Annotated in this window: 16 protein-coding genes; 14 read left to right on the plus strand and 2 right to left on the minus strand. The window is 69.8% G+C overall.

What is annotated here, in order from left to right; translation table 11 throughout:
• From ON26_RS03585 to ON26_RS03640, 12 genes are all read left to right on the plus strand, one after another.
• Window positions 1-1,696, plus strand: a 1,696-nt coding sequence (locus tag ON26_RS03585) for an ABC transporter ATP-binding protein (RefSeq protein WP_040794519.1), incomplete at its 5' end; no start/stop codon positions are given.
• The gene (locus ON26_RS03590) at window positions 1,696-3,462 is read left to right on the plus strand and encodes an ABC transporter ATP-binding protein (RefSeq protein WP_040794520.1); all 1,767 of its coding nucleotides are present in this window, start codon (window positions 1,696-1,698) and stop codon (window positions 3,460-3,462) included. The genes ON26_RS03585 and ON26_RS03590, both read left to right, overlap by 1 nt.
• Before the next feature lie 301 nt (window positions 3,463-3,763).
• Window positions 3,764-7,801, plus strand: a complete 4,038-nt coding sequence (locus tag ON26_RS03595) for a non-ribosomal peptide synthetase (protein ID WP_040794521.1) — start codon at window positions 3,764-3,766, stop codon at window positions 7,799-7,801.
• A gap of 11 nt (window positions 7,802-7,812) precedes the next feature.
• A complete protein-coding gene (locus ON26_RS03600) occupies window positions 7,813-9,645 on the plus strand; it encodes an IucA/IucC family protein (RefSeq protein ID WP_051026616.1) in 1,833 nt (610 codons plus the stop codon).
• Window positions 9,642-12,113 (plus strand): penicillin acylase family protein, encoded by a 2,472-nt coding sequence (locus tag ON26_RS03605; protein WP_083883704.1) that lies wholly within the window; start codon window positions 9,642-9,644, stop codon window positions 12,111-12,113. Before ON26_RS03600 ends, ON26_RS03605 begins: the two co-directional genes overlap by 4 nt.
• Window positions 12,110-13,552 (plus strand): condensation domain-containing protein, encoded by a 1,443-nt coding sequence (locus ON26_RS03610; protein ID WP_040794522.1) that lies wholly within the window; start codon window positions 12,110-12,112, stop codon window positions 13,550-13,552. The genes ON26_RS03605 and ON26_RS03610 overlap by 4 nt, the downstream gene beginning before the upstream one ends.
• Window positions 13,553-13,689: 137 nt before the next feature.
• The gene (locus ON26_RS03615) at window positions 13,690-15,243 is read left to right on the plus strand and encodes a pyridoxal phosphate-dependent decarboxylase family protein (RefSeq protein WP_373280923.1); all 1,554 of its coding nucleotides are present in this window, start codon (window positions 13,690-13,692) and stop codon (window positions 15,241-15,243) included.
• Window positions 15,236-16,549, plus strand: a complete 1,314-nt coding sequence (locus tag ON26_RS03620) for a lysine N(6)-hydroxylase/L-ornithine N(5)-oxygenase family protein (RefSeq protein WP_040794523.1) — start codon at window positions 15,236-15,238, stop codon at window positions 16,547-16,549. The genes ON26_RS03615 and ON26_RS03620 overlap by 8 nt, the downstream gene beginning before the upstream one ends.
• Before the next feature lie 155 nt (window positions 16,550-16,704).
• Complete coding sequence (locus tag ON26_RS03625; protein ID WP_040794524.1) at window positions 16,705-16,956, plus strand: acyl carrier protein; 252 nt, start codon at window positions 16,705-16,707, stop codon at window positions 16,954-16,956.
• Window positions 16,953-18,125 (plus strand): acyl-CoA dehydrogenase family protein, encoded by a 1,173-nt coding sequence (locus ON26_RS03630; protein WP_040794525.1) that lies wholly within the window; start codon window positions 16,953-16,955, stop codon window positions 18,123-18,125. The genes ON26_RS03625 and ON26_RS03630 overlap by 4 nt, the downstream gene beginning before the upstream one ends.
• Window positions 18,125-19,387, plus strand: coding sequence for a wax ester/triacylglycerol synthase domain-containing protein (locus ON26_RS03635; RefSeq protein WP_040794526.1), 1,263 nt, complete (start codon window positions 18,125-18,127; stop codon window positions 19,385-19,387). The genes ON26_RS03630 and ON26_RS03635 overlap by 1 nt, the downstream gene beginning before the upstream one ends.
• Window positions 19,388-19,436: 49 nt before the next feature.
• Window positions 19,437-21,074, plus strand: coding sequence for a long-chain-fatty-acid--CoA ligase (locus tag ON26_RS03640; RefSeq protein ID WP_040794527.1), 1,638 nt, complete (start codon window positions 19,437-19,439; stop codon window positions 21,072-21,074).
• A 110-nt stretch (window positions 21,075-21,184) separates the two neighbouring features.
• On the opposite strand, the gene ON26_RS03645 is transcribed toward ON26_RS03640, so the two are convergent.
• Window positions 21,185-21,439 (minus strand): hypothetical protein, encoded by a 255-nt coding sequence (locus ON26_RS03645; RefSeq protein WP_040794528.1) that lies wholly within the window; start codon window positions 21,437-21,439, stop codon window positions 21,185-21,187.
• 637 nt (window positions 21,440-22,076) lie between these two features.
• Here ON26_RS03645 and ON26_RS03650 point away from each other — a divergent pair.
• Window positions 22,077-23,078, plus strand: a complete 1,002-nt coding sequence (locus ON26_RS03650; protein ID WP_157171774.1) for an Rpn family recombination-promoting nuclease/putative transposase — start codon at window positions 22,077-22,079, stop codon at window positions 23,076-23,078.
• A 205-nt stretch (window positions 23,079-23,283) separates the two neighbouring features.
• Here the strand turns inward: ON26_RS03650 and ON26_RS33115 are convergent, their stop codons facing one another.
• Window positions 23,284-23,445, minus strand: coding sequence for a hypothetical protein (locus tag ON26_RS33115; protein ID WP_157171775.1), 162 nt, complete (start codon window positions 23,443-23,445; stop codon window positions 23,284-23,286).
• Window positions 23,446-23,619: 174 nt separating this feature from the next.
• Between ON26_RS33115 and ON26_RS34120 the strand changes: the two genes are divergently transcribed.
• Window positions 23,620-23,802, plus strand: a 183-nt coding sequence (locus ON26_RS34120; protein ID WP_218000538.1) for a hypothetical protein, incomplete at its 3' end; no start/stop codon positions are given.

The raw sequence follows: 23,802 nt of genomic DNA on the forward strand, positions 1-23,802 counted from the left end.
GACGCTGCTGCAACTCGCGCCGTACGTGCTGCTCGTCGAGCTGGCCCGGAACCTGGTGCGGGGCAGCGAGACCGACACGCTGTGGGCGCTGGGCCTGTGGGCCGTCGGCCTGCTCGCGGTGGGCGCGATACTCGAAGCGGCGCTGCAACTGTGGCTGCACACCGTCGACGCCCGGTTCAGCCGCGACCTGCGCGCCAGGCTGCTGAGCAAGCTGGCGCGCCTGCCGCTCGGCTGGTTCAGCGCACGCACCTCGGGGCAGATCAACAAGCTCGTCACCAACGACACGCTGTCGCTGCACTATCTGGTGACGCACGCGGTGACCGACGCGGTGGCCGCCGTCGTGGCGCCGATCGCGGTGCTGGTCTACCTGATCTGGGTGGACTGGCGACTCGGCCTGCTGCTGCTGGTCCCGATCCTGGCCTACATCATCACGATGATGACGATGATGGCCACCTCCGGCCCCAAGACGATGCAGTCGCAACGCTGGGCCGAGCGGATGAACGGCGAGGCCACCTCGTACATGGACGGCCAGCCGGTGATCCGGGTGTTCGGCGGTTCGGCCGCCTCGCCGTTCCGGCGCAGCCTCGACGACTACATCGCCTTCCTCGACGGCTGGCAGCGGCCCTTCGTCGGCAAGAAGGCGACGATGGACCTGATCACCCGCCCCGTCACCTTCCTGTGGCTGATCCTGCTCGCGGGTACCGCCCTGGTGGCGGGCGGCGGGCTCGACCCGGTCGACCTGCTGCCGTTCCTGTTCCTGGGCACCACTTTCGGATCCCGGTTGCTCGGCATCGGCTACGGCTTCATGGGGCTGCGCGACGGCCGGGTGGCCGCGCAGAACATCCAGGCCGCGCTGGACGAGAACGAACTCGACGTCCGCACCGGCGGCACCCGCTTCGAGGCACACGAGGGGCACGTCGAATTCGACAACGTCACCTTCGGCTACCGCGCCGAGGCGCCGGTGGTCGAGGACATCACGCTCACCCTGGAGCCCGGCACGGTGACGGCCCTGGTCGGTCCGTCCGGCGCGGGCAAGTCGACGCTGGCGGCGCTGCTGGCGCGCTTCCACGATCTGCACGCGGGCGCGATCCGGATCGGCGGCCGCGACATCACCACCTTCACCCAGGACGAGCTGTACGCGAGGGTCGGGTTCGTCTTCCAGGACACCCAGCTCGTGCACGGCACCGTGCGCGAGAACATCGCGCTGGCCGTCCCGGACGCCTCCGAGGAGGCCGTCGTCCAGGCGGCGAAGGACGCCCAGCTGCACGAGCGCATCCTGCGGCTGCCGCAGGGCTACGACACCGTGCTCGGCGCGAATGCCACGCTCTCCGGTGGTGAGCGGCAACGGCTCACCATCGCCCGCGCCCTGCTCGCCGACACCCCGGTGCTGATCCTGGACGAGGCCACCGCTTTCGCCGACCCGGAATCGGAATACCTGGTGCAGCAGGCGATCAACCGCCTGACCGCCGGACGCACCGTGCTGGTCATCGCGCACCGGCTGCGCACCATCGCCGACGCGGACCGGATCGTCGTGCTCGAGGGCGGCCGGATCACCCAGACCGGTACCCATGACGAGCTGCTCGCCGCCGAGGGGCGTTACCGCCGGCTGTGGGAGGCGACCGCCGACAGCGTGGCCGGTGTCGCGGCAGTGGGCGTCGGCGCCGGTGCGGTTGTCGAATCGAAGGAGAACGTCTGATGTTCCGGACTGTGATCGGCCTGCTGCCCGCCGAGCAGCGCGGCCGCGTGGCGGGCTATCTCGCGATCAATGTCGTCTCGACAATCGTGCGGGCCGTGGCTGTCGTGCTGGTGGTGCCGCTGGTGGCGGAGCTGTTCGGCGACGATCCCGGTGCCGCGTGGCGCTGGGTCGGCCTGCTCACCCTCGCCGTCGCCGTCGGCTGGGTGGTCGACTCGATCGGCTACCGGATCGGTTTCGACCTCGGCTTCGGCATTCTCGACAACGCGCAGCGCTCGGTGGCCGCGCAGGTGGCGCGAATCCCGTTGCGCTGGTTCACCGAGGAGAATTCCACGACCGCACGGCGCGCGATCGCCAGCACCGGCCCCGATCTGGTCGGCCTGGTCGGCTATCTGCTCACCCCGCTCATCCAGGGCATCCTGCTGCCGATCGCCATCGCGGTAGCGCTGGTGCCGATCGCCTGGCAACTCGGCCTCGTCGCCCTGATCGCGGTCCCGCTGCTGCTGGGCGCGCTGTGGGGCGCCAACCGCATCAGCAGGCAGGCCGACCGGGTGGCGGCCGCCTCCAACAGCGAACTCACCGCGCGCATCATCGAATTCGCCCGTACCCAGACCGCGCTGCGTGCCGCGCGGCGGGTGGAGCCGGCGAGCAGCCAGGCCGGTGCGGCGTTGGCCGCCCAGCACGGCGCGACCCTGCGACTGCTGCTGCTCAGCATCCCCGGGCAGCTGTTGTTCACGGTGGCCGCGCAGATCGCCCTGCTGGCGATGGCGGGAACCACCGCGTGGCTGGCGGTGCGCGGGACCGTCGACATCCCCGAGGCGATCGCGCTGATCGTGGTCGTGGTGCGGTTCGTCGAGCCGTTCAACTCGATTCGCGATCTGGCTCCGGCCATGGAGACCAGTCGCTCCACCCTGACCGACATCCGCACCGTGATCGACACGCCAGGGCCGGAGTCCGCGGGCGCGGCGAGCGAGATCGCTCCCGCCGCCGCCCCGGTCGAGTTGCGTTCGGTGCGTTTCGGTTACAGCGACGACGACAGCGAGCCCGCCGTACTCGACGGTCTGGATCTCGAGTTCCGCGCCGGTGAGGTCACCGCGATCGTCGGTCCTTCCGGAGCGGGCAAGAGCACGGTCCTCGGCCTGGTGGCCGGGCTGGAGCAGCCCGACGCGGGCAGCGTGCTGGTGGGCGGGGTCGAACTGGGCGGGCTGGACTCCGCCCATCGCTCGACGGTGAGCAGCGTGGTCTTCCAGCAGCCGTATCTGTTCGCCGGAACCATCAGGGAGAACGTGCTCTCGGGCAATCCGGAGGCGAGCGAGGAGGAGCTGGCCGCGGCATTGCGCCTGGCGCGCGTGGCGGAGTTCGCCGGGCGACTGCCCGACGGCTTGGACACCGTGGTCGGCGAAGCGGGCACGGCGCTGTCCGGCGGTGAGCGCCAGCGCGTCTCGATCGCTCGCGCGCTGCTCAAGCCGTCGTCGGTGCTGCTCGTCGACGAGGGCACCAGCGCACTGGACGCGGAGAACGAGGCCGCCGTCGTCACGGCCATCGGCGAGGATCCCCGGCAGCGCACCCGGATCGTGGTGACCCACCGGTTGTCCACCATCGCCGGCGCCGACCGCGTGCTGTTCCTGGACGGCGGCCGTGTGATCGAGGACGGCACCGTCGCGGAGTTGCTCGCCGCCAACGGACGATTCGCGGAGTTCTGGCGCCATCAGAACGATGCCACGGGCTGGCGGATCACCTCCGAGCCCGTGTCGGTCGGCGGAAGCTAGATCGGACGAACGCGAGACGCCCGCCACGAGTGCTTCGTGGCGGGCGTCTTCGTCGTTGTGGGAGCTGTTGTGCCGCAACGGATGTCGCAGGAAACCCCGGTGCCTTCGGCCCGAGTGCGACGCGATAGTGTGAGGTTAGTGTAACCTAACCATCGAGAGTCGATCTTGCTCGGGGTGGTGTGCCCTCGGGGACCACTCTCGCCTCGGAAGGGCTGATCGCCCGATGACGGGAGCCGGTTAGCATTACCTAATTTCTTAGGGTACGCTAACTGCGAAATTCCGATCTGCGAGAGGCGTTCTCATGGTGGTTGCTCGTCCCGAGGCGAGTGCGGACATCGATATCCGCGCGGAAGTCGGATCGGCTCTGGGGATCGCGCCGGACTCGCTCGACCTGGACGGCGACCTGATCACGCAGGGGCTGGACTCGCTGCGGATGATGCGGCTGGCGGGGCAGTGGCGTAAGCGCGGGCACGACATCGACTTCGCCCGGCTGTCCGGGGAACCGACCATCCGAGCCTGGGCCGCCCTGCTGGGTGTGGGCGAGGCGTCCGAGCATACGGCCGCGGCGGACGCGGCGCCGCAGGCACAGGTCGCCGACCTGACCAGCGATCTCGACGTCCCGTTCCCGCTGGCCCCGATGCAGCACGCGTACTGGATCGGCCGCTCCGACAGCCACGCCTACGGCGGCGTCGCGGCCCACCTGTACATCGAATTCGATGGCGGTGACCTGGAACCGGAGCGCTTCCGCGCCGCGGTCACGAAACTGCTGCTGCGCCACCCGATGCTGCGTGTACGGGTGCTGCCCGACGGCACCCAGCTGGTCGGCGCCCCGCACCCCGAGGCCGTCGCGATCCACGATCTGCGCGAGCAGTCGGCGGAATCGGCCGCCGACATCCTGGCCCGCCGCCGCGAACAGGGCACCCACCGCGCGCTGCCGATCGAGGACGGCGCGGTCGTCCGCGTGGAGCTGAGCCTGCTGCCCGACGGCGCCAGCCGAGTTCACCTGGACGTCGACATGATCGCCGCCGATGCCATGAGCTATCGCGTGCTGGTCGATGATCTGGCCCGCCTCTACCGCGGCGAAGAGCTGCCCGAACTGCGCGTGCACTTCCCGGCGCTGTCGGCCCAGCGCACCGGCCGCGCACCCAGCGAGGCCGATATCGCCTGGTGGCGCGAGCGGATCGCCGATCTGCCCGGCCCGCCGGAGCTTCCGGTGAGCGAGGCGGCCGCGCGCGGCGAGGTGCCCCCGGCGTCCGTGCGCCTGCACCACGCCATCGACGCCGCCGACCGCAAGCGTCTCGAGGAATACGCCCACCGGCGCGGCGTCACCCCGGCCTCCGCGGTGGCCACGGTGTTCGCCGAAGCGGTGGGCGCGTACTCGGCCGGTCCCCGATTCCTGCTGACCGTGCCGCTGTTCGATCGTGACCCGGTGCATCCCGATGTCGAGAAGGTGGTGGGTGACTTCACCTCCTCGCTCGTCGTCGACGTCGACCTGCGCGAGAACCTGACACTGGCCGAGCGCGCCAAAGCGATGCGGGTGGCCATGCACGAGGCGGCCGCGCACGGCAGCTTCGGCGGCCTGGACGTGCTGCGCGAACTGAGCAGGCAGCGCGGCGAACCCGTGGTGTCCCCGGTGGTGTTCACCAGCGCGCTCGGCCTGGGCGAGCTGTTCTCCCCGACGGTCACCGAGGTGCTCGGCGAGCCGTCCTGGATCGTCTCGCAGGGCCCGCAGGTGCTGCTCGACGCCCAGGTCACCGAGGTCGCGGGCGGTCTGCTGCTGAACTGGGACGTGCGGGCCTCCGACCTCGAACTCGACACCGCCCGCGAGATGTTCGCCTACTACGTGCGGCTGCTCGATCTGCTGACGGCCGACGACTGGGACCGGCCCGCCCCGGACCCGGTCTCCGACGAGGTTCGCGCCCAGCGGCTTTCGGTCGAGCGGCCGCTGCCCGCCACCGAGGTCTTCGACGGCACCCTGCACGGACACTTCCTCGCCGCCGCCGAGCAGCGCGCCGACGCGCCCGCGATCATCGGTGACGCCCGCACCTGGACCCATGCCGAACTCGCGCAGGAGGCCCGGCGGATCGCCGGCGCGCTGCTGGCCGCGGGGGTGGGCGCCGGTGACACCGTGATCGTCGATCTGCCCAAGGGCGGCGACCAGGTCGTGGCCGCGCTCGGCGTCCTCACCGCAGGCGCGGCGTACGTGCCGATGGCGCCCACCCAGCCGCAGGCCCGCCGCGAGCGCATCGCCTCGGTGGCCACCCCGGCCGCGATCCTCACCGATCGCACGCAGCGCTGGGCGGATTCGGCACACACCGTGCTCGAGCTGGCGGCCGCACGGACCGCCGAGCCCGCCGAGCCGGTGGCGGTCTCCACCGACGCGCTGGCCTACGTGCTGTTCACCTCCGGCTCGACCGGCCTGCCCAAGGGCGTGCAGGTGCCGCACCGCGCGGCCGTGGCGACCCTCACCGATCTGGTGCGCCGTTACGACCTGGGCGCGAACGACCGCAGCCTGCAGGTCTCCTCGCTGGAATTCGACCTGTCGGTCTTCGACATCTTCGGCCTGCTCGCCGTGGGCGGCGCCGTCGTGGTGCCCACCGACGACGCGGACGCCAAGGTCGACACCTGGACCCGCCTGCTGCACGACGCGCAGGTGTCGGTGCTGAACTGCGTGCCCTCGATCCTCGGCATGATCCTCGACATCGCCCCGCTGCCGTCCACGCTGCGGGTGATCATCATGGGCGGCGACAAGGTCGACGTCTCACTGCTGCACCGCGTCGGCGCGCAGCTGCCCGGCTGCCGGGTCGCCGGCCTGGGCGGCACCACCGAGACCGCCATCCACTCCACCGTGTGCGAGGCGCCCGACGTGCCCGCCGGCGCCACCTTCGTGCCCTACGGCGTGCCGCTGGACGGTGTGCGCTGCCGGGTCGTCGACGCGGTCGGCCGGGACCGGCCCGACCGCATCCCCGGCGAACTGTGGATCGGCGGCGCGGGCGTGGCCGACGGCTACCGGGGCGATCCGGAACGCACCGCCGACCGGTTCGTCACCCTCGACGGCGTGCGCTGGTACCGCACCGGCGACATGGTGCGCTACCTGCCCGGCGGGTTCCTCGACTTCCTCGGCCGCGCCGACCACATGGTCAAGATCCGCGGCTACCGGGTGGAACTCGGCGAGGTCGAGGCGGGTCTGCTGGGTCTGGACGCCGTTACCGGCGCGGTGGCCTGGTCGGACGGCCGGGATCTGCGCGCCGCGGTCACCGCGACCCGTGGCGCCACCGACGAGTCGCTGCGCGAACAGCTCACCGAGGCCCTGCCGCCGCACATGATCCCGCGCTCGATCACCGTGGTCGACCGGCTCCCGCTGACCTCCAACGGCAAGTACGACCGCGCGAAGGTCCAGCAGCTCGTGGTGACCGAGGGCCGTTCAGCGGCGGTCGCGCCGCGCGATCCCGTCGAATCGGCGTTGGTGGAGATCCTCGGCACCGTCCTGAGCACCCGTCCGCTCGGCGTCACCGACGACTTCCTCGAACTCGGCGGCGACTCGGTGCTGGCCACCGCCTTCGTCGCGAAGGTCCGCCGCTGGCTGGACGTGCCGCGGCTGACGGTCGCCGAGATCTTCGGCCGCCGCACCCTCGAAGGGCTCGCGCGGCGGCTGGCCGAACTCGACGGCGAACGTGCCGAGCGGGTCGCACAACTTTTCCTGGAGGTCATGCAGTTGTCCGACACGCAGGTCGAGGCCGAGCTGGCGGCGCCGCCGTCCTACGAGTTCGAACACCGCCGCATGGAGGTCGAACTCGACGCGGTGCTCGCGCACGAGTGGCTCACCCATCCCAAGTCCGCCTACTGGGGCATGCTCGACAGCACCGTCGCCGACGTGGAGGAGCTGATCCGGCACAGCGCGACGGTCGGCGGCTCGCCCGAATTCGGTCTGCGCATGGGTAGTTACCAGGGGGAGCGCTCGTTCTTCTTCGAGCTCTACAACCCGGCCGTCGGCGATCTGGCCAAGCCGGGCACCGGCTACACCTACGTCCCCGGCGATCTCGGCATGCACCTGCTGGTCTCGCCCAGCGACAAGCGCCTGCCCGGATTCACCGCGAACGTGATGCTGCACATCATGCGGACCGCGTTCTTCGAATTCGGCGCGCAGCGGGTGGTCGTGGAGCCGGACGTGCGCAATCTCGACGTGCAGCGGCTCAATGCCGCGGTCGGTTTCGTCGTCGCAGGCGATTACCCGGTCGCCGACAAGATCGCGCGGCTGAGTTATTGCACCCGCGAGGACTTCCTGCGGGCGACCGACAACGGGCGGACCGTCACGCTCCCCGCGCAGAGCAATTCGTGAGAGAGCAGAGTGTGAGTCCCGAAACCGTGCGCAATCCGCAGTTCATCGCGGGCCAGTCGTTCTGGCCGACCTATCACCTCCGCATCGCCCGCAAGATCCTCTCCGAGTTCTGCCACGAGCGCTACATCCTGCCCGTCGAGGTGGCGCCGGGGGAGTACGTGGTGCATTCCGGTGACCGGCGCACCGAGTACCACTTCCGCGCCGAGATACTCGCGCTCGACAGCTGGAATATCGACGAGTCGTCGATGCGGCGCGTGCGCGACGGCGAGCAGTTGCGGATCGACGCCCTGGAACTGGTCATCGACCTCGGTGATTTCCTGGGTATCGCGCCCGAAGCGCTGCCGGAGTACCTGGAGGAATTCACCAATACGCTGGTGATCAGCGCGGGCAGGCACGATTCCCGCCGCATCGCCGCCGCCGAACTCGCGGTCTCGGATTTCCAGACCATCGAGGCCACGATGACCGAGGGGCATCCCTGCATCGTCGCCAACGCGGGCCGGCTCGGTTTCAGCGTCGACGACATCGCCCGCTACGCCCCCGAACAGGGCAATCGATTCCGGCTCACCTGGGTCGCGGTGCTGCGCGCGAATTCCGATTTCGCCGCCGTCACCGGCGTCGACTACGACAGCCTGGTGCGCGCCGAACTCGGCGCGGACACGCTCGCGCGCTTCGACGCGGTGCTCACCGCTCGCGGCCTGGACCCGGCCGACTACTACTACATGCCGGTGCACCCCTGGCAGTGGGCGCAGAAGGTCGCCCGGATCTACGCGCTCGACATCGCCGAGGGCAAGATCGTCGAGGTCGGCGAGGGACCGGATCTGTACCAGCCGCAGCAGTCCATCCGCACGCTGTTCAACACCACGCACCCCGAACGCCAGTACGTGAAGATGGCGCTGTCGATCGTGAACATGGGTTTCACCCGCGGCATGTCGGCCGATTACATGCGAACCACCCCGCTGATCAACGACTACATCCGCACTCGGGTCGACGGCGACGAATATCTAGAATCCATCGGTTTCGAGATGATCTACGAGACCGCCGCCATCGGCTATCGCAACACCGCGCTCAACACGCTCACCAAGCCGGGTTCGGAGTACCGGAAACTGCTCTCGGCGCTGTGGCGCGAAAGCCCGGTGCCGCTGGCGAAGCCGCACGAGCAGCTCACCACCATGGCGGCCCTGCTGCACATCGACCATCGCGGCGCGCCGCTGGTCGCGGAATTCATTCGCGCGTCGGGCATTTCGGCCGAGGACTGGCTGGCCCGTTACCTGCGGTCCTACCTGCACCCGATCATCTACCTGCTCTACAAGTACGAGTTCAAATTCTCCCCGCACGGCGAGAACCTGATCCTGGTGCTCGATTCCGGCGTCCCGGTCCGGGCGATCCTCAAGGACATCGGCGAAGAGGTCAATATCTTCTGCGCTCCCGACGAGGTGCCGGAGAACTGCCGCCGCGCGGTGTCGGCCGAATCCGACGAGATCCGCAACATGGGCGTGCTCTCCGATGTGTTCGACGACTACCTGCGTCATCTCGCGGCGATCCTGCATTCCAGCGGACTGGTCAGCGACGAGACATTCTGGGCGGTCGTCGCCGAGAGCGTCGTCGAATTCCAGGACCTGCACCCCGAACTCGACGAACGGTTCCGGCGCTGGGATCTGTTCGCCCCCACCTTCAAGGCCATCCACATGAACCGTCTGCAACTGACGAACAACCGCCGCATGGTCGATCTCGGCGACTCGTACGCGAGCCTGGTCGACTCCGACCACGAACTGGTGAACCCGATCGCGGTGTTCCGCCCCGCCGCCGACCGCGCCGCCCGCAGAGCGGAGGTGTCGGTCTCGTGAGCGCCCGCACCGCCCCGGCCGTGGAGATCGTCCGCGACGCGCACGGGATCCCGCACATCACCGCCGATTCGGCCACCGGTGCGCTGTTCGGGCAGGGCTGTGCCTGCGGCGTCGACCGCGCCTGGCAGATCGAATACCTGCGGCTGCGCGCCGAGGGCCGCACCGCCGAGATCGTCGGCGCGGTCGGTGTGAGCTGGGACGAATTCGCCCGCCGCGCCCGCATCGACGCCGCCGCCCGCCGTATCTTCGAGTCTTCCTCAGAGCGCACTCGCAGCCTGGTCCAGGCCTACGTCGACGGGGTCAACAGCACGCTCGACACCGCCGAAGCGCTGGAACTGACCGAGTTCGACCACCGTCCCTCGCCCTGGCAGCCGTGGACGCCGATCTCGATCTTCATCGTGCACCACATCCTGTTCGGCCGGTTCACCACCAAGCTGTGGCGGCTGCACGCCTGCCGCGCGCTCGGCCGGGACGCGCTGCGCCTGTTCGACTGCGAAGGCGTGGACGAGTCCTGGGACAGCGTGCCCGCGCTGCCGGACGAGTCCTTCCTGGCCGAGGTGCTGGCCGAATTCGCGGGCGCCTCCGGCGGCGAGCAGCCGGACCGGACCTCTCTCGGCGAACCGCTCTCGGGCAGCAATGCCTGGGGCGTGGCCGCCGCGCACACCGCCACCGGCGCCCCGCTCATCGCGGGCGACCCGCATCGCTTCCTCGAACTGCCCGGCATCTACCAGCAGGTGCACCTGGCCGCCCCCGAATTCGACATCGTCGGTTTCGCTTTCGCCGGCGTGCCCGCCGTGCCGCACTTCGCGCACGCGGGGTCGGTGGCCTGGGGCATCACCAATGCGATGGGTGACTACCAGGATCTGTACTTCGAACGCCTGACCCGCTCGGGCGCGGACGTGCTCGCGGAATCCGTCGACGGCCCCCGTGCCGCCTGGACCCACCGCGAGGAAATCCTGGTACGCGACGGCGATCCGGTGTCGGTGGAGGTCATCGGGACCAGCAACGGTTCGGTCGTCTTCGGCGGCCCGGACGCCGATTTCTCGATCAGCCTGCGCACCCCGCTGCTCGACGACCCGGACGCCACCTTCGACTCCGCCGTGGATCTGCTGTTCGCGCGCTCGGTGCCCGAAGTGGAGCAGGCCCTGACCACCTGGGTCGAACCGGCCAACCGCATCGTGATCGCCGATGTCGAGGGCAGGCTGAGCCAGCACGTGGTCGGCGCGATGCCGCTGCGCGCGCCGGAGAACTACTGGCTGCCGGTGCCGGGCTGGGACGCGCGCTACCAGTGGCGCGCCATGTCCACCGCCTCGGTCTCGGACACCGCCTTCGACGCGAGCGTGCCCGAGTACGCGGTGATCGCCAACCAGCGCATCCTCGATGCCGCCCCGTTGCAGCCGATCACCACCGAATGCGCGGCCACCGATCGCGCCGAGCGCATCGGTGCGCTGCTCGATCGCGCTCTGCACGTCACGCCGGAATCCCGTGGCGCCTCGGTGCAGGCCGGTGTCGATCCTGCCGGTGGCGCGCCCGAAGGTCGAGCCGATGCGGCCTGCCGGCCCGCCGCGGTCACGGTCGGTGACTGTGCCGACATCCACCGCGATGTCGCGAACGCGGGCGCGGAAACCCTGCTGTCGGTGCTGCATTCCCTCACCGGGCTCAGCCCGGCCGCCGAGCGGGTGCGCGAGCGATTGCTCGCCTGGGATCGCACCATGGCCGCCGAGAGCACCGACGCCTACGTCTTCGCCGAGGTCCGCACCCGCCTGGTCGCGGCGGTCGCCCGCCACGAGGCGCTCGTCGGACTGGCCGCCCCACACGGCTTCCCGCGCATGTTCGACCCGTGGTTCGTGGTCGAGACCCGTCTCGGGGCCGCGCTGGACTCGGTCGTGCGCCATGCCCGCGCCGTGGGCATCGACGTCGCCGCGCTCGCGGCCGAGGCGGTCGCCGCGGTGGCGGCGCACCTCGCCGAGCAGGACACCACCCCGACCTGGGGCAGCGTGCACGTGCTGCAACCGATCCACGGCATGGATCTGATGGGCGCCACCCCCGCGCACCTCGAGTTGTCGGCGAAGATCCGTCCGGACCGGCTGCCGCTGGCGGGCGACGGCGAGTGCGTGATGGCCAATGCCAGTGCCATCGGTTTCTCGCACGCGTGCAGCCTCGGTTCGGCCGCGCGCTACATCTGGGATCTCGCCGATCGCGACGCCAGCCGCTGGATCGTCCCGCTGGGCGTCAGCGGCGACCCGCGCTCGGCGCACTTCCAGGACCAGGCCCCGCTGTGGGCTCGCGGCGACCTCGTCGGTCTCGTCGGCGACTGGCCGACGCTGCGGGCGCAGGCCCGTGGCGTGACCGCTTTCGTCCGGATCCCGAAGGAATCCGCTGACGCCGCAGACACTTTCGTGCTCGCCCGAACCGAGCAGACGACACCATCGCAGTCCACCGACGCCTCGACGCTGGGAGAAGCATGAACGCATTGACCGACGCGCGACTGGAACTGCTGCGCCGCCGGATGGCCGCGGCCGGGATCGCGAGCGAGTCCGCGGCCGGCGCGGCCCCCGTGGCGGCTCCCGCGCAGCCGGGCACCGGTGAATTCGGCATCGCCGAGCGCCGGATGTGGAAGATCTACGAGTTCGACCAGGATTCGGTCTCCCACAACATCGCCCTGGTTCTGGACTTCGGCGACACCTACCGCCTCGACGCGCTGATCGCCTCGACCGAGCTGATGATCGGCAAGGCCGCGGTGCTCGGCTCGATCGTCACCGTCGGCGCGGACGGCGTGGCCCGCCGCGTCCCGAGCGGAGTGCGCGGGCGGTGGGCCGAACCCGGCCGGGTGTGGGAGTACGGCACGCTGCCGGCCTACGACGGCCGCACCGATCGGGACAGTGTGCTCGCGGTCGCCGACGCGCTGGCCCGTTCGCCGTTCGCGCTCACGCAGGAACCGCCGCTGCGCGTGCGCCTGTACCCCCGCGCGGGTGGCGGCGTCACCATGCTGCTGGTCGTGCACCACCTGGCCGTGGACGACACCTCCTGGCCCGCGCTGCTGGGCACGCTCACCACCGGCGCGTGGCCCGAACAGGCGGCCGGGGCCACGGATCGGCCGGTCGCCGCCGTGGCAGACGCGCTGCGCCACGCCCAGCAGACCTGGGCCGCCGAGGATGTGCGCTTCCCGCTGTCGGGTGAGCTGCCCTCGATCAGCGCCGAGGAGAGCTGGCTGTCGCCGATGGACGAGTGCGCGGGCGAAAAGCTGTACGCGCCGGTCGAGCCCGAGCACCACGCCGCGCTCGACGCGGTCGCCCGCGAGGTCGGCGCCACCGGCAACGCGCTCTACATCACGCTCTGCGCGCTCGGCGTCTACGCACTCACCGGCGCCGCCGACCACGTGCTGCTGGTGCCCGCCGACAACCGCAGGCCCGGCGACACGCCCGATCGCGTCGGCTACAGCGGCAATATCGTGCCGATGCGCTTCAGCTTCGACCCGGCGTCGAGCCTGCGGGAGGCGTTGCGCGCCGGGGTGTCCGCGGTCTACGCCGCGATGGAGTACGCCACCGTCGACTACGGCGCCGTCCTCACCGCGCTGCGCGGTGCGGGCGGGCGTTTCCCGGTCGCCGAGATCATGGCCTCGGTGCGCAACGCGCCGCTGCGCGGCATCCCGGTGCCCGCGGGCGCCTCGGTGACCTGCCGGTCGGTGTTCAACGGGATCGGCAACTACCCGCTGACCTTCGCCTTCGAGATCGGCGCCGACGAGCAGGTGCACCTGGAGGTCGACTACCAGACCGAGGTCGTCGACGAGGAGTTCGCGCACCGCGCGGCCGCGGTGCTGACCGGGCTGATCGAGCGGGTCCCGGACCGGCTCGATACCGAAGTGGGGCAGCTGGTCTCGGCGCTGCGCGAACCCGAAGCCGTCTAGCCGCTCCGGCCCGGCTCGAGAGAAAACGATCATCGCGGTGTGTCCGGCCTGCCGGGGCCGGGATCACCCACCGCGACCACCGGTCGAGCGGCCGACGCTCGGTATCCCTCGACCACATCTTTGTCCGAATTGACGTAATGGGGCTGTCCGTGTCACAAGAAATTGCATTCCCGTGGGGGAAGTCGTCGAAGTTCTCCCGCCCCGGCGCAGGCTGGGCGGAGATCGGCGCCGGCTTGACCCGCGTCGCCGCCGAAGTCGACGGCCGCCACCACGGATTCCCCCTGCCCGCGGGCGATCCGGCCACGGTGCTGGCCGCCGTCGCGGACGCGCTGGGCCCCGAGCAGATCCCCGCCACCGGCATCGGCGAGGAGGCCGCGCTCGATCAGCTGGCCGACCTGGTCGCCCGCTACGGCCTGGATCTGACCCACAAGCAGTGCGCGGCGCACCTACAGCCGCCCGCGCTGACCGTGTCGGTGGTCGCCGACGCGCTGGCCAGCGCGGGCAACGCCTCGCTGGACACCTACGACTCCGGCCCGGCCACACTGGGCATCGAGCAGTGGACCATCAAGTCACTGGCCCGGCTGGCCGGTTTCACCGAATCCGCGGGCGGCGTCTTCGGCCCGGGCGGCTCCTACTCGAATCTGCTGGCGCTGCTGGTCGCCCGCGATTACGGCGCGGCCCAGCGCGGCATCGACGTCCGCCAGAACGGCGTCAGCGCGCTGCCGCGGCCGGTGGTGTTCTGCTCGCGGGTGGCGCACTTCTCGGTCCACCGCGCCTGCGCGGCACTGGGGCTGGGTGAGGCCGCGGCGATTCCGGTGCCGGTCGACTCCGACCACCGGATGATCCCCGAAGCGCTCGCGGAACTGCTCGAGCGCTACAGCGTCGGCCACACCCCGATCGCGATCGTGGCGACCGCGGGCACCACCGACTTCGGCAGCATCGACCCGCTGCCGGAGATCGCCGAGATCGCCGCCCGCCACAACCTGTGGATGCACGTCGACGCGGCCTACGGCTTCGGATCGCTGTTCTCCGACAGGCTCTCCGGCCTGCTGACCGGCATCGACCGCGCCGACTCGATCACCCTGGATCTGCACAAGGTCGGCTGGCAGCCCGCCGCGGCCAGCGTGCTGCTGCTGGCCGACCAGCAGCGCTTCGCCTCGTTGAACCGCTCGGTGGCCTATCTCAACCCCGACGACGACGTGGAAGCCGGCTACGGCGGCCTGCTCGGCCAGACCCTGCAGACCACCCGCCGCCCCGACGTGTTCAAGGTCGCGGCCACCTTCCTGGCCTACGGCCGCGAGGGCCTCGGCGAGATGCTCGACACCTGCCACGAGCTGGCCCAGCACGCCGAGCGCCGGATCGCCACCGAGCTGCAGCTGGATCTGGTCGCACCGGTCACCCTGACCACGGTGATCTTCCGGTACCGCTGCGAGGATCTGGATCTGGACCAGGTCAACGGCGAAGTGCGCCGCCGCCTGATCAATTCGGGCAAGGCGCTCATCGGCCGCACCCAGGTGCGCATCCACGGCGAGGGCGAGCCGCGCACCTGCCTCAAGCTCACGCTGCTCAACCCCGAGGCGACCGAGCAGGACATCGACGCGCTGTTCGACGACATCCTGCGCATCGCCCTGGAAGTGGAATCCGAAGGTCTCGAACACAGTGTCGACGAAATGGTGAAGACCCATGAGTGAAATCGAATCGGTGGACATTCTCGCGATCGGCTGCGGCCCCTTCAACCTCGGCCTGGCTGCGCTCGCCTCGACGGTCGAGGACGCGAACGTGCTCGTGGTGGACTCCGCCGACGAGTTCCGCTGGCATCCCGGCCTGATGTTCGACGAGGCCAAGCTCCAGGTGAGCTTCCTGTCCGACCTGGTCTCGCTGGTCGATCCACGTCACCCGCTGTCGTTCCTGGCCTACCTGGCCGATGTCGACCGGCTCTACCCGTTCCTGGTGCGCGAGGACTTCTTCCCGACCCGGCGCGAGTACGAGGCGTATCTGTTGTGGGTTGTCGCGCAGCTGGATTCGCTGCGCTGGCGGACCACGGTCGAGCAGGTGCGCTGGAACGACGAGCTGGAGCTGTTCGAGGTCTCGGTGACCTCCGGCGGCGCCGCCTCGGTGATCCACGCGGGCCACGTCGTGGTCGGCATCGGCACCGAGCCGGTGATCCCGTCCGCGCTGGCCACCGAATCGCCCGCGCTGATCCACAGTTCGCAGTACCTGTTCCATCAGGACAGCGCGCACGCCGCGGACTCGGTGACGGTGATCGGCTCGGGCCAGTCCGGCGCCGAGATCGTCATCGATCTGCTCGAGGAGAACCTGCGCGGCGGCCCCGCGGTCACCTGGTGGACCCGCACCCCGTGGTTCGCGCCGCTGGACTTCACCAAGCTCTCGCTGGAGATGACCACCCCGGCCTACATGGATTACTTCCACTCGCTGCCCGAGGACGCCCGCGACCGGGTGCGCGCGCAGCACTGGCAGTTCCACAAGGGCATCTCCACCGCGACCCTGGAACGGCTGCACGACCTGCTCTACCGCAGGCAGCTGCTGGAGAAGCTGCAGCCGGTGCGGTTGCGCCAGAGCGTCGCGGTCGAGGCCATCGACACCCTCTCCGACGGCAGGCTGAAGGTGCGCGGTCAGCACCTGGACACCGGTAAGAAGCTCACGCAGACCGCCGATCTGGTCATCGCGTGCACCGGTTACCAGCAGCGCAAGCCGGACTTCCTGGCCCCGGTGGCCGAGCGGCTGCACCGGGATTCGCGCGACCGGCTGGTCGTGGAGTCGAATCACTCGGTGGCCGCCGACGGCGCGTTGGCCAACCGGCTGTTCGTGGCCAATGCCGAGGCGCACGCGGTCGGTGTGTCCGCGCCCAACCTCGACATCGGCGCGATGCGCAACGCGAAGATCCTCAACAGCGTGCTCGGCCGCGAGGTCTACCGCCTGCAGCGCAATACCGCGTTCACCAGCTTTGCCGCCGACGGCGACGACGTGGTCGAGTAGTCGGCCCAGGCGGGTGGCTCCGCGTCACCCGCCCGAGAGCAGTTAGTTAGGTATGCCTTGCCTGACAATACGGCCGTCGTTTAATGTTTCCTCGGCCCCGGAAGTGTCCGGCACCCGGAGGTATCCGGTTTCGCCCGTGAAGGAGTAGTTCCCGAATGTCCGACCATATCCGTGAAACGCTGGACAGCATCCTCGAAGAGGATCTCGATCTGCCGCTCGCGCAACTGACCCGCTCGTCGCTGCTGATCGAGGACCTCGGGCTGGACTCCGTCGCGTTCGCCATCGGCGTGGTCGCCATCGAGGAGCGCCTCGGCGTGCAGCTGAGCGAGCGCGAGATGTCGGAGGCCGCCTCGGTCGGCGACCTCGAGGATCTCATCCGCTCGAAGGCAGGCAGCGTCGCGCAGTGACCGCCGTGGATTCCTACGACGAACTGCTCGACCTGGCCTTCGACGACCAGGTCGTGGCATGGACCGAGCAGGCCGAGCGGGAAGCGAAGTTCCCCAGGGAACTGCTCGAACACCTGGGCAAGGCGGGCGTGTTCGCCCGTAAGTGGGAAGACCGCAAGCTCACCGACCTGGGCATGCACTTCGCGCTGGCGCAGAAGCTCGGCTCGTTGCAGTCGGCCGGCATCGCCGTCGGTGTCAGCCTGCACGATTCGGCCATCGCCATGCTGCGCCGCTTCGCGCGCAACGACTTCCAGCGCACCCTCGCCGACCGGGCGATCGCGGTGGAGAAGGTGCTGTGCATCGCGGCCTCGGAGGAATCCGGCGGCTCCGATCTGCAGATCGTCGCCACCACCGTCGAGTCGGAGAACGGCGGCTACCGGGTCCGTGGCGTGAAGAAGTTCGTCTCGCTCTCGCCGATCGCCGACTACATCATGGTCGTCTGCCGCCATATCGACGGCGCGGCCGAAGGCGGCGTGGAAAGCGCTGTCGCCCACGGCAATGTCGCGCTGGTGATCGTGCCCACCTCGCAGGTCGAGATCGGCACCCCCTACGACAAGCTCGGTGCGGGCCCGCTGGACACCGCCCCGGTCACCATCGACACCTGGGTGCCCGCGGAGAACCTGCTCGCGCGCCCCGGCACCGGCCTGGCTGTGATCAGCTGGGGCCTCGCACACGAACGCTATTCGGTCGCGGGCCAGATCGCGGGCAACTGCGAAGCCATGCTCGGCGTGACACTGGCGCGGATGATGAACCGCAGCCAGTTCGGCAAGCGCCTGTTCGACCACCAGGCCCTGCGCCTACGCGTGGCCGACCTGCAGTCGCGGATCGACCTGCTGCGCTACGCCCTCATCGGCGTCGCCCAGGAGGGCAAGATCAACCTGCGCACCGCAGCCTCCCTCAAGGCGACCTCCGCCAATCTCGGCGTCGAGGTGGCCTCGGAATGCCTGCACATCTTCGGCGGCTCCGGCTATCTCGAATCCGAGACCCCGGTCGGACGCTGGTGGCGCGACATGAAGTTGGCCCGCGTGGGCGGCGGCACCGATGAGGTGCTGTGGGAGCTGGTCGCGGCGGGCATGAAGCCCGACAACGAACGCTACGAGAAGCTCTACAACAGTCAGGTGGAACAGTAGTGAGCAGCCCCGTCGAACTCGCCCCGCCCGATCACACCTACCTGCATCTGGACACCAAGACCGCCCCGATGGTCTGGGCCATGGTGATGGTGCTGGCCGACGACGGCGAACACCTGTCGATCGACGACCTGCGCGCGCGGGTCCGCGAGCGCGGCACCCTGTTCGACATCTTCCGGCTCGGCATCCGCGAGGGCCGCTGGCGTCGCCCGCAGGTCGAACTCGCCGCCGAGGTCGACGTGGAAGCCCATGTCGCGCACGCCCAGTACAGCGACGAGGCCGACCTGCACAGCCGCATCGCCGCCCTGCACGAGCAGCCGCTGCCCCGGCCCGCGCCGATGTGGCACATCACGCTGTTCACGCCCCGTGCGACCGGCCCCCAGGCCATCCTGCTGCGGGTGCACCACAGCGTCTCCGACGGCATCGCGGGCGCGGCCTTCGCCGCCCTGGTCGCCGACGGCACGCCGGAGGAGCTGACCGAGTTCGAGCGCTTCGCGACCAGCCCGCGCTATCACATCCCCGAGGTCGATCCGGAGGAGTTCGCCACGGCAAAGGCCGCTTTCGGCGAGCAGTGGCAGGCGGGCCAGGCCGGTCGCGGCTGGCCGCGGCTCACCAAGAGCGGTCGTCGCGAGGTCGCGCTGACCGGCGTGTCCACCCGCGACCTGCGCCGCGCGGCCAAGCACAACGGCGCCACCGTGCACGAATTCGTGCTCGCCGCCATCGGCCGCGCGCTGAACCTCACCCCGCCGCCCGCCAAGAAGGGCGGCGAGATCCTGCGGGTCACCCTCCCGGTCACCCACGACGAAGGCTTCCGGCACACCGGCAACGCCGTGCTGGTCTCGCTGCTCAACCTGCCCGGCGACAAGGCCGACCTGGCCGACCAGATCGAACGCGCCCGCGCCGAGCTGAAGCTGATCGAGGAGCGCAAGCCGCACCTGTCGCTGGCCGCCACCGACAACGGTCCCAAGGCGCCGTGGCCGTTGCAGCGCGCCATCGCCAACGCCTCGATGTCGCGGATGGCCCCCGACATCCACATCGGCATCAACCCGGGCTTCTCCCGGATCCGCGCGGTGCTGGGCAAGAAGATCACCGAGTTGACCCCGATCTCGCCGCTGGTGGGCTACTCGTTCTCGGTGACCTGCCTGATCCTGGGCAACCGCACCTCCTTCGGCGTCGTCACCGACCCGGTCGCGCTGTCGGACGGATACGCCGCCACTTTCGTGGAGACCTTCGGCCGCGTGCTGGACGAGGCCGCCCCGGCCTGATCCCGGTCCGTGCACGCCGACCCTTTCAGACAGAGATGAGAAAGTTCCGATGAGCAGAATTACCGACCTGTTGTTCCGGCAGCCCGCACCCGAGGACACCGGCCTGTGGAGCGGGGAGAGCTCGTCGGAGCTGTCGTTCCTGTCCTGGGCGCAGGTGAAGTCGGCAGCAGCCACCGCCGCGGCTGGCCTGGCCGATGCCGGTGTGGCGCCGGGGGATTCGGTCGCGATCCTCGCCGGTGACGCCGCCGACATCACCGTGACCGTACAGGCGGGTTGGATGCGCGGCGCGGCGTTCACCATGCTGCACCAGCCCACCCCGCGCACCAACCTGGAGACCTGGCTCGCCGACTGCCGCGAGGTGGTGCGGATGCTCGGCTCGCGGGTGGTCGCGGTGGGACAGCCCTTCTACGACGCCGTGCGCGAACTCGATCTAGGCGCGCCGATCGTCTCGATCGACGAACTGCGCGCCGGCACTTCGCAGATCGAGGCCGTGGAGACCGACGAGGAAGACCTCGCCGTGCTGCAGCTGACCTCCGGCACCACCGGCGTCCCGAAGGCCGTCGCCATCACCTATCGCAACCTGTGGGCCAACCAGCACGCCATCGTGACGGCCGCGGACTTCCGCACCGAGGACGTCGTGGTCAGCTGGCTGCCGCTCTACCACGACATGGGCATGATCGGCACCCTCATGACCCCGATGTTCGCCCGGACGACCACCGTGCTCACCACCCCGATGGCCTTCCTGAAGAACCCCCTGTCCTGGGCCGAACTGTTCACCCGCTTCGGCGGAACCTTCACCGCCGCACCGAACTTCGCCTACTCCGTGCTCGCCCGCCGCCTCCGCCGGGCGCCCGACGGCGCCTACGACCTGTCGAAACTGCGCGTCGCGGTCAACGGCGCCGAGGCCATCGACACCGCCGTGCTCGAGGAATTCCTCACCGAGGGCGCGCGTTTCGGCCTGAAGCCGGAAGCCATGATGCCCGCCTACGGCATGGCCGAAACCACCCTGGCGGTGTCGTTCAGCGCCCACGACCAGCGCTACACCGTCGACGTCATCGACGCCGACCGCGCCGAGCAGGACAACCTCGCCGCGCGCGAAGACGTGCAGCGCGAGCGCACGGTCGTGCGCCTCGGCCCGCCGGTCCCCGGCCTCGAGATGCGCGTCGTCGACGACGAAGGCAACCCCCTGCCCGCCGACCACATCGGCACCTTCCAGGTGCGCGGCGAGGCGGTCACCCGCCGCTACCTCGGCCCGGACGGCTTCGTCTCGGCCAACGACGCCGACGGCTGGCTCGACACCGGCGACCTCGGCTACCTGACCCCCGACGGCGAAGCCGTGGTGAGCGGCCGCAAGAAGGACATCATCATTGTCGCCGGCCGCAACATCTCCCCGGTCGTGGTGGAGCGCGCCGCCGGCGTGATTCCCGGCGTCCGCGCCGGCGGCGTCGCGGCGCTGGCGGTGAAGCTGCCGTCGATGGCGCGTGAGGGCATCGCCGTCATCGCCGAGTCCGACGCGGCGGGCGATGCCGAAGAGTCCGAGCGCATCCGCAAGGACGTCGCCCGCGCGGTCTACGACGATGTGGGCATCGCCCCCGCCGTGGTGACCATCGTCGGCAAGGGCGCGCTCCCCAAGACCCCCTCGGGCAAACTCCGCCGCGCCGCGTCGGCGAGCCTTATCACCGTCTGACGTCAGCCGACATCGTCTGTGGCCGAGGTCGATCGCGAGGGATACGCGAACGGCCTCGGCCACGGCATGCCGGAAGGGTGAAGTCACGCTCGCTCCCACGGCCACTCATGTCACAGGGTCGGATCGAGGGTCGAGCGGTACTCCTCCCATGACGGCAGCCGCAACGGCGGCTCGGAATCGCTGACTTCACTGGTCCCGAACTCCGCCACGATTCGCTGCTCATTGATCGTCAGAAATGCCTCGGTAGTGACCCGCTCGAACTCCTCGGCTGTATCGTAACGTCTACCATCGATAACGAATTCCGCCCGCCACCGATCGTTCCGCCTCACCCGAACAATGCAAATTTCCCGCGGCTCCTTGCTCACCGCACCCTCCTCGTCATTGCTTCCTCCTGATCCGGGGCCGCCGCCTCGGCGAAGATCTTCTCGAGGGGCCGCTCTTGTCGAGAATTGTTTTGTGAGTGGCGTAGAACGGCTGGTAGAGCGGTGTGGCAGTCGATACCGATCACGCCGATCCTGGCGTGCACCGCCGCGCCGCTGGTGAGCGAACCTCTCACCCGTGCGACAGCCCTCCGCCAGCTCGGTCGAATCGTCAACCGCTATCGAGATATCGGCAGGCCGCATATGGCGCACGATCATTGGAGCCCAATCGTATGTTCGCTGCGGCGCTCGGCAGCGGTAACGTCGTAGCCCGTGGCATGCCGCCGCTACTGATCGGACTCGCGCCCCATCCGTCGGCGATGCGCCCGCTACGGTCGGCCGCCTCGTAGGTCCGAACATCGTGCCGGGTCGCTACGGCCATCCGAATCCTCTTCGCCTCCAAACGAGTTCGGGGTACAGTACGCAACGCGTTTTCGGATCGTGGGGGACAGGCCTGGGCCTCGCATCGATCCCGAACCGAACAAGGGGAGGAAGTGTCCGCCGCACTGGCGGACCGAGTCGAATGGGGGGTCATGCGCCGAGGCGACGTGCTCTGCAAACCGCGCAACCGGCAGGGCCGGGCATGGCTGTGACACCACCGAACCCACACGACGCGCTCTTCCGGCACATCATGTCCCGCCCCCACGATGCCGTTGGCGAACTGCGTGCGGCACTGCCCGAGGCCATTTCCGCCCGCATTCGATGGGAGACGCTCACTCCGCAGCCGTGCAACTTCGTCTCGACGCGATTGCGGTCCCGCTACAGCGACGTGCTCTTCCACGCCCTGCTCGATGACCACGACGCGTTCATCTATGTCCTCATCGAACACCAGACCCGGCCCGACCGCTTCATGCCGCTGCGCATGATCGAGTACATGGCCGCCATCTGGAACCGCTACCTCGGCGAGCGCCCCGAGGCTGCCACTTTGCCCCCCATCGTCCCGGTGGTTGTCCACAGCGGTCCGCACAGCCGCCGCTGGAACACGCCGACCGAGCTGTCCGAACTCATCGGTCTGGCTCCCGATACCCGTCTCGCGCTCGGCGAACACCTGCCTCGCTTGCGTCTGGTCCTCGACGACCTCACCACTGTCGACGTGGAAGCCCTCCGCCGCCGCGCCCTCACCCCCGCGGCACGTCTGATGTTCGTCCTGCACAAGATCGCCGCGGGCAACCCGCACCTCGGCGCTGACCTGGCTCCCTTGGTCGATGACCTGCACGCCCTCATCGAAGCCCCCGGCGGCATAGATGACCTCACCTGCCTGGTGACGTACATTTTCATGGTGGGCGAGACCAGCGAGGACGACCTGGCTCCCGTGATCGAACAACTCGGCCCCCGCGCCAAGGAGGTGCTCATGACGACCGCCGAGAAGCTGCAAGCCAAAGGCCGAGCAAAAGGCCGAGACGAGGGCCGTGCCGAAGGACGCGCCGAGGAGCGTGCCGAAGCCCTCACCGACCTGCTGACGGTCAAGTTCGGCCCATTACCCGCCGATGTCACCGCCCGAATCGGCGTAGCGGATACCACGCGCCTGCGCACCTGGTTCCGTGCGGCCCTGACCGCAAGCACCCTCGAGGAAGTGTTCACCTGACGTAGTGCCCGCAGACATGGTGCAGGTGCGCGCCGCGGCCGAGAACCAGGAGCCTACGGCTGGAGATGCCCGCCCTGGTCAACGACGTTCCGGAGCAAGATCGGCCGCGCTATCGCCCCCGCCCTCGGCGAGTCGGTGGACCGCGTCCATCGCGGGGCTCGTCAACACCACCCGGTCGTGATGGAGCGCGCCGCCGGCGTGACCCTCAGGTGGGCGCGGGCGGTGTCGCAGCGCGCAGATAGGCCGCGCCCATCCCGCCCGCACCGATGAGCCGTTCGATGGTCTGCCCGACGATCACCAGCCCCCGCAAGGTCCGGGATCTCGGCCATACCGGGCGCCACCAGAGCGGGCGCGACCGATATCTCACCGCCGTATCCGCTCACGCCTCATCAGGATCGCGCATATCTCGATAACGCTCGCCTGATCAGCCCCGATCACGACCGCTTCCGCGCCCCTATGGTCGCTCTGGCGCTCGGCACCGGGTGACGCCGGCTCACCCCTCACACGGCGCGCCGGCTTCCCCGTCAGGGGAGGGAAGCCGGTGGCGAAAGCCCCGGTGTCGAGTGCCTTCCACTCCGACGACCACACGGGAGGCGCTGTGCCGGGATGTTCGCTCGACCCTGCCCTCGGCACGGTGGGCCGCGGCTCACCTCCGGACACCGACCACGACCTCCGCGTCGCGATCTACACCGACGAGTTCGCCGACGACCCGCACGCCGCCTAC

This window comes from Nocardia higoensis NBRC 100133 (genome assembly GCF_000308595.1).
In the GTDB taxonomy this organism is placed as follows: Bacteria; Actinomycetota; Actinomycetes; order Mycobacteriales; family Mycobacteriaceae; genus Nocardia; species Nocardia higoensis.

What these genes read in the sequence shown, in the direction of transcription:
- ON26_RS03590 (WP_040794520.1), top strand. Translation starts at nt 1,696, where the DNA reads ATGTTCCGGACTGTGATCGGCCTGCTGCCCGCCGAGCAGCGCGGCCGC.
- ON26_RS03595 (WP_040794521.1), top strand. Translation starts at nt 3,764, where the DNA reads ATGGTGGTTGCTCGTCCCGAGGCGAGTGCGGACATCGATATCCGCGCG.
- ON26_RS03610 (WP_040794522.1), top strand. Translation starts at nt 12,110, where the DNA reads ATGAACGCATTGACCGACGCGCGACTGGAACTGCTGCGCCGCCGGATG.
- ON26_RS03615 (WP_373280923.1), top strand. Translation starts at nt 13,690, where the DNA reads ATGGGGCTGTCCGTGTCACAAGAAATTGCATTCCCGTGGGGGAAGTCG.
- ON26_RS03620 (WP_040794523.1), top strand. Translation starts at nt 15,236, where the DNA reads ATGAGTGAAATCGAATCGGTGGACATTCTCGCGATCGGCTGCGGCCCC.
- ON26_RS03625 (WP_040794524.1), top strand. Translation starts at nt 16,705, where the DNA reads ATGTCCGACCATATCCGTGAAACGCTGGACAGCATCCTCGAAGAGGAT.
- ON26_RS03640 (WP_040794527.1), top strand. Translation starts at nt 19,437, where the DNA reads ATGAGCAGAATTACCGACCTGTTGTTCCGGCAGCCCGCACCCGAGGAC.
- ON26_RS03650 (WP_157171774.1), top strand. Translation starts at nt 22,077, where the DNA reads ATGGCTGTGACACCACCGAACCCACACGACGCGCTCTTCCGGCACATC.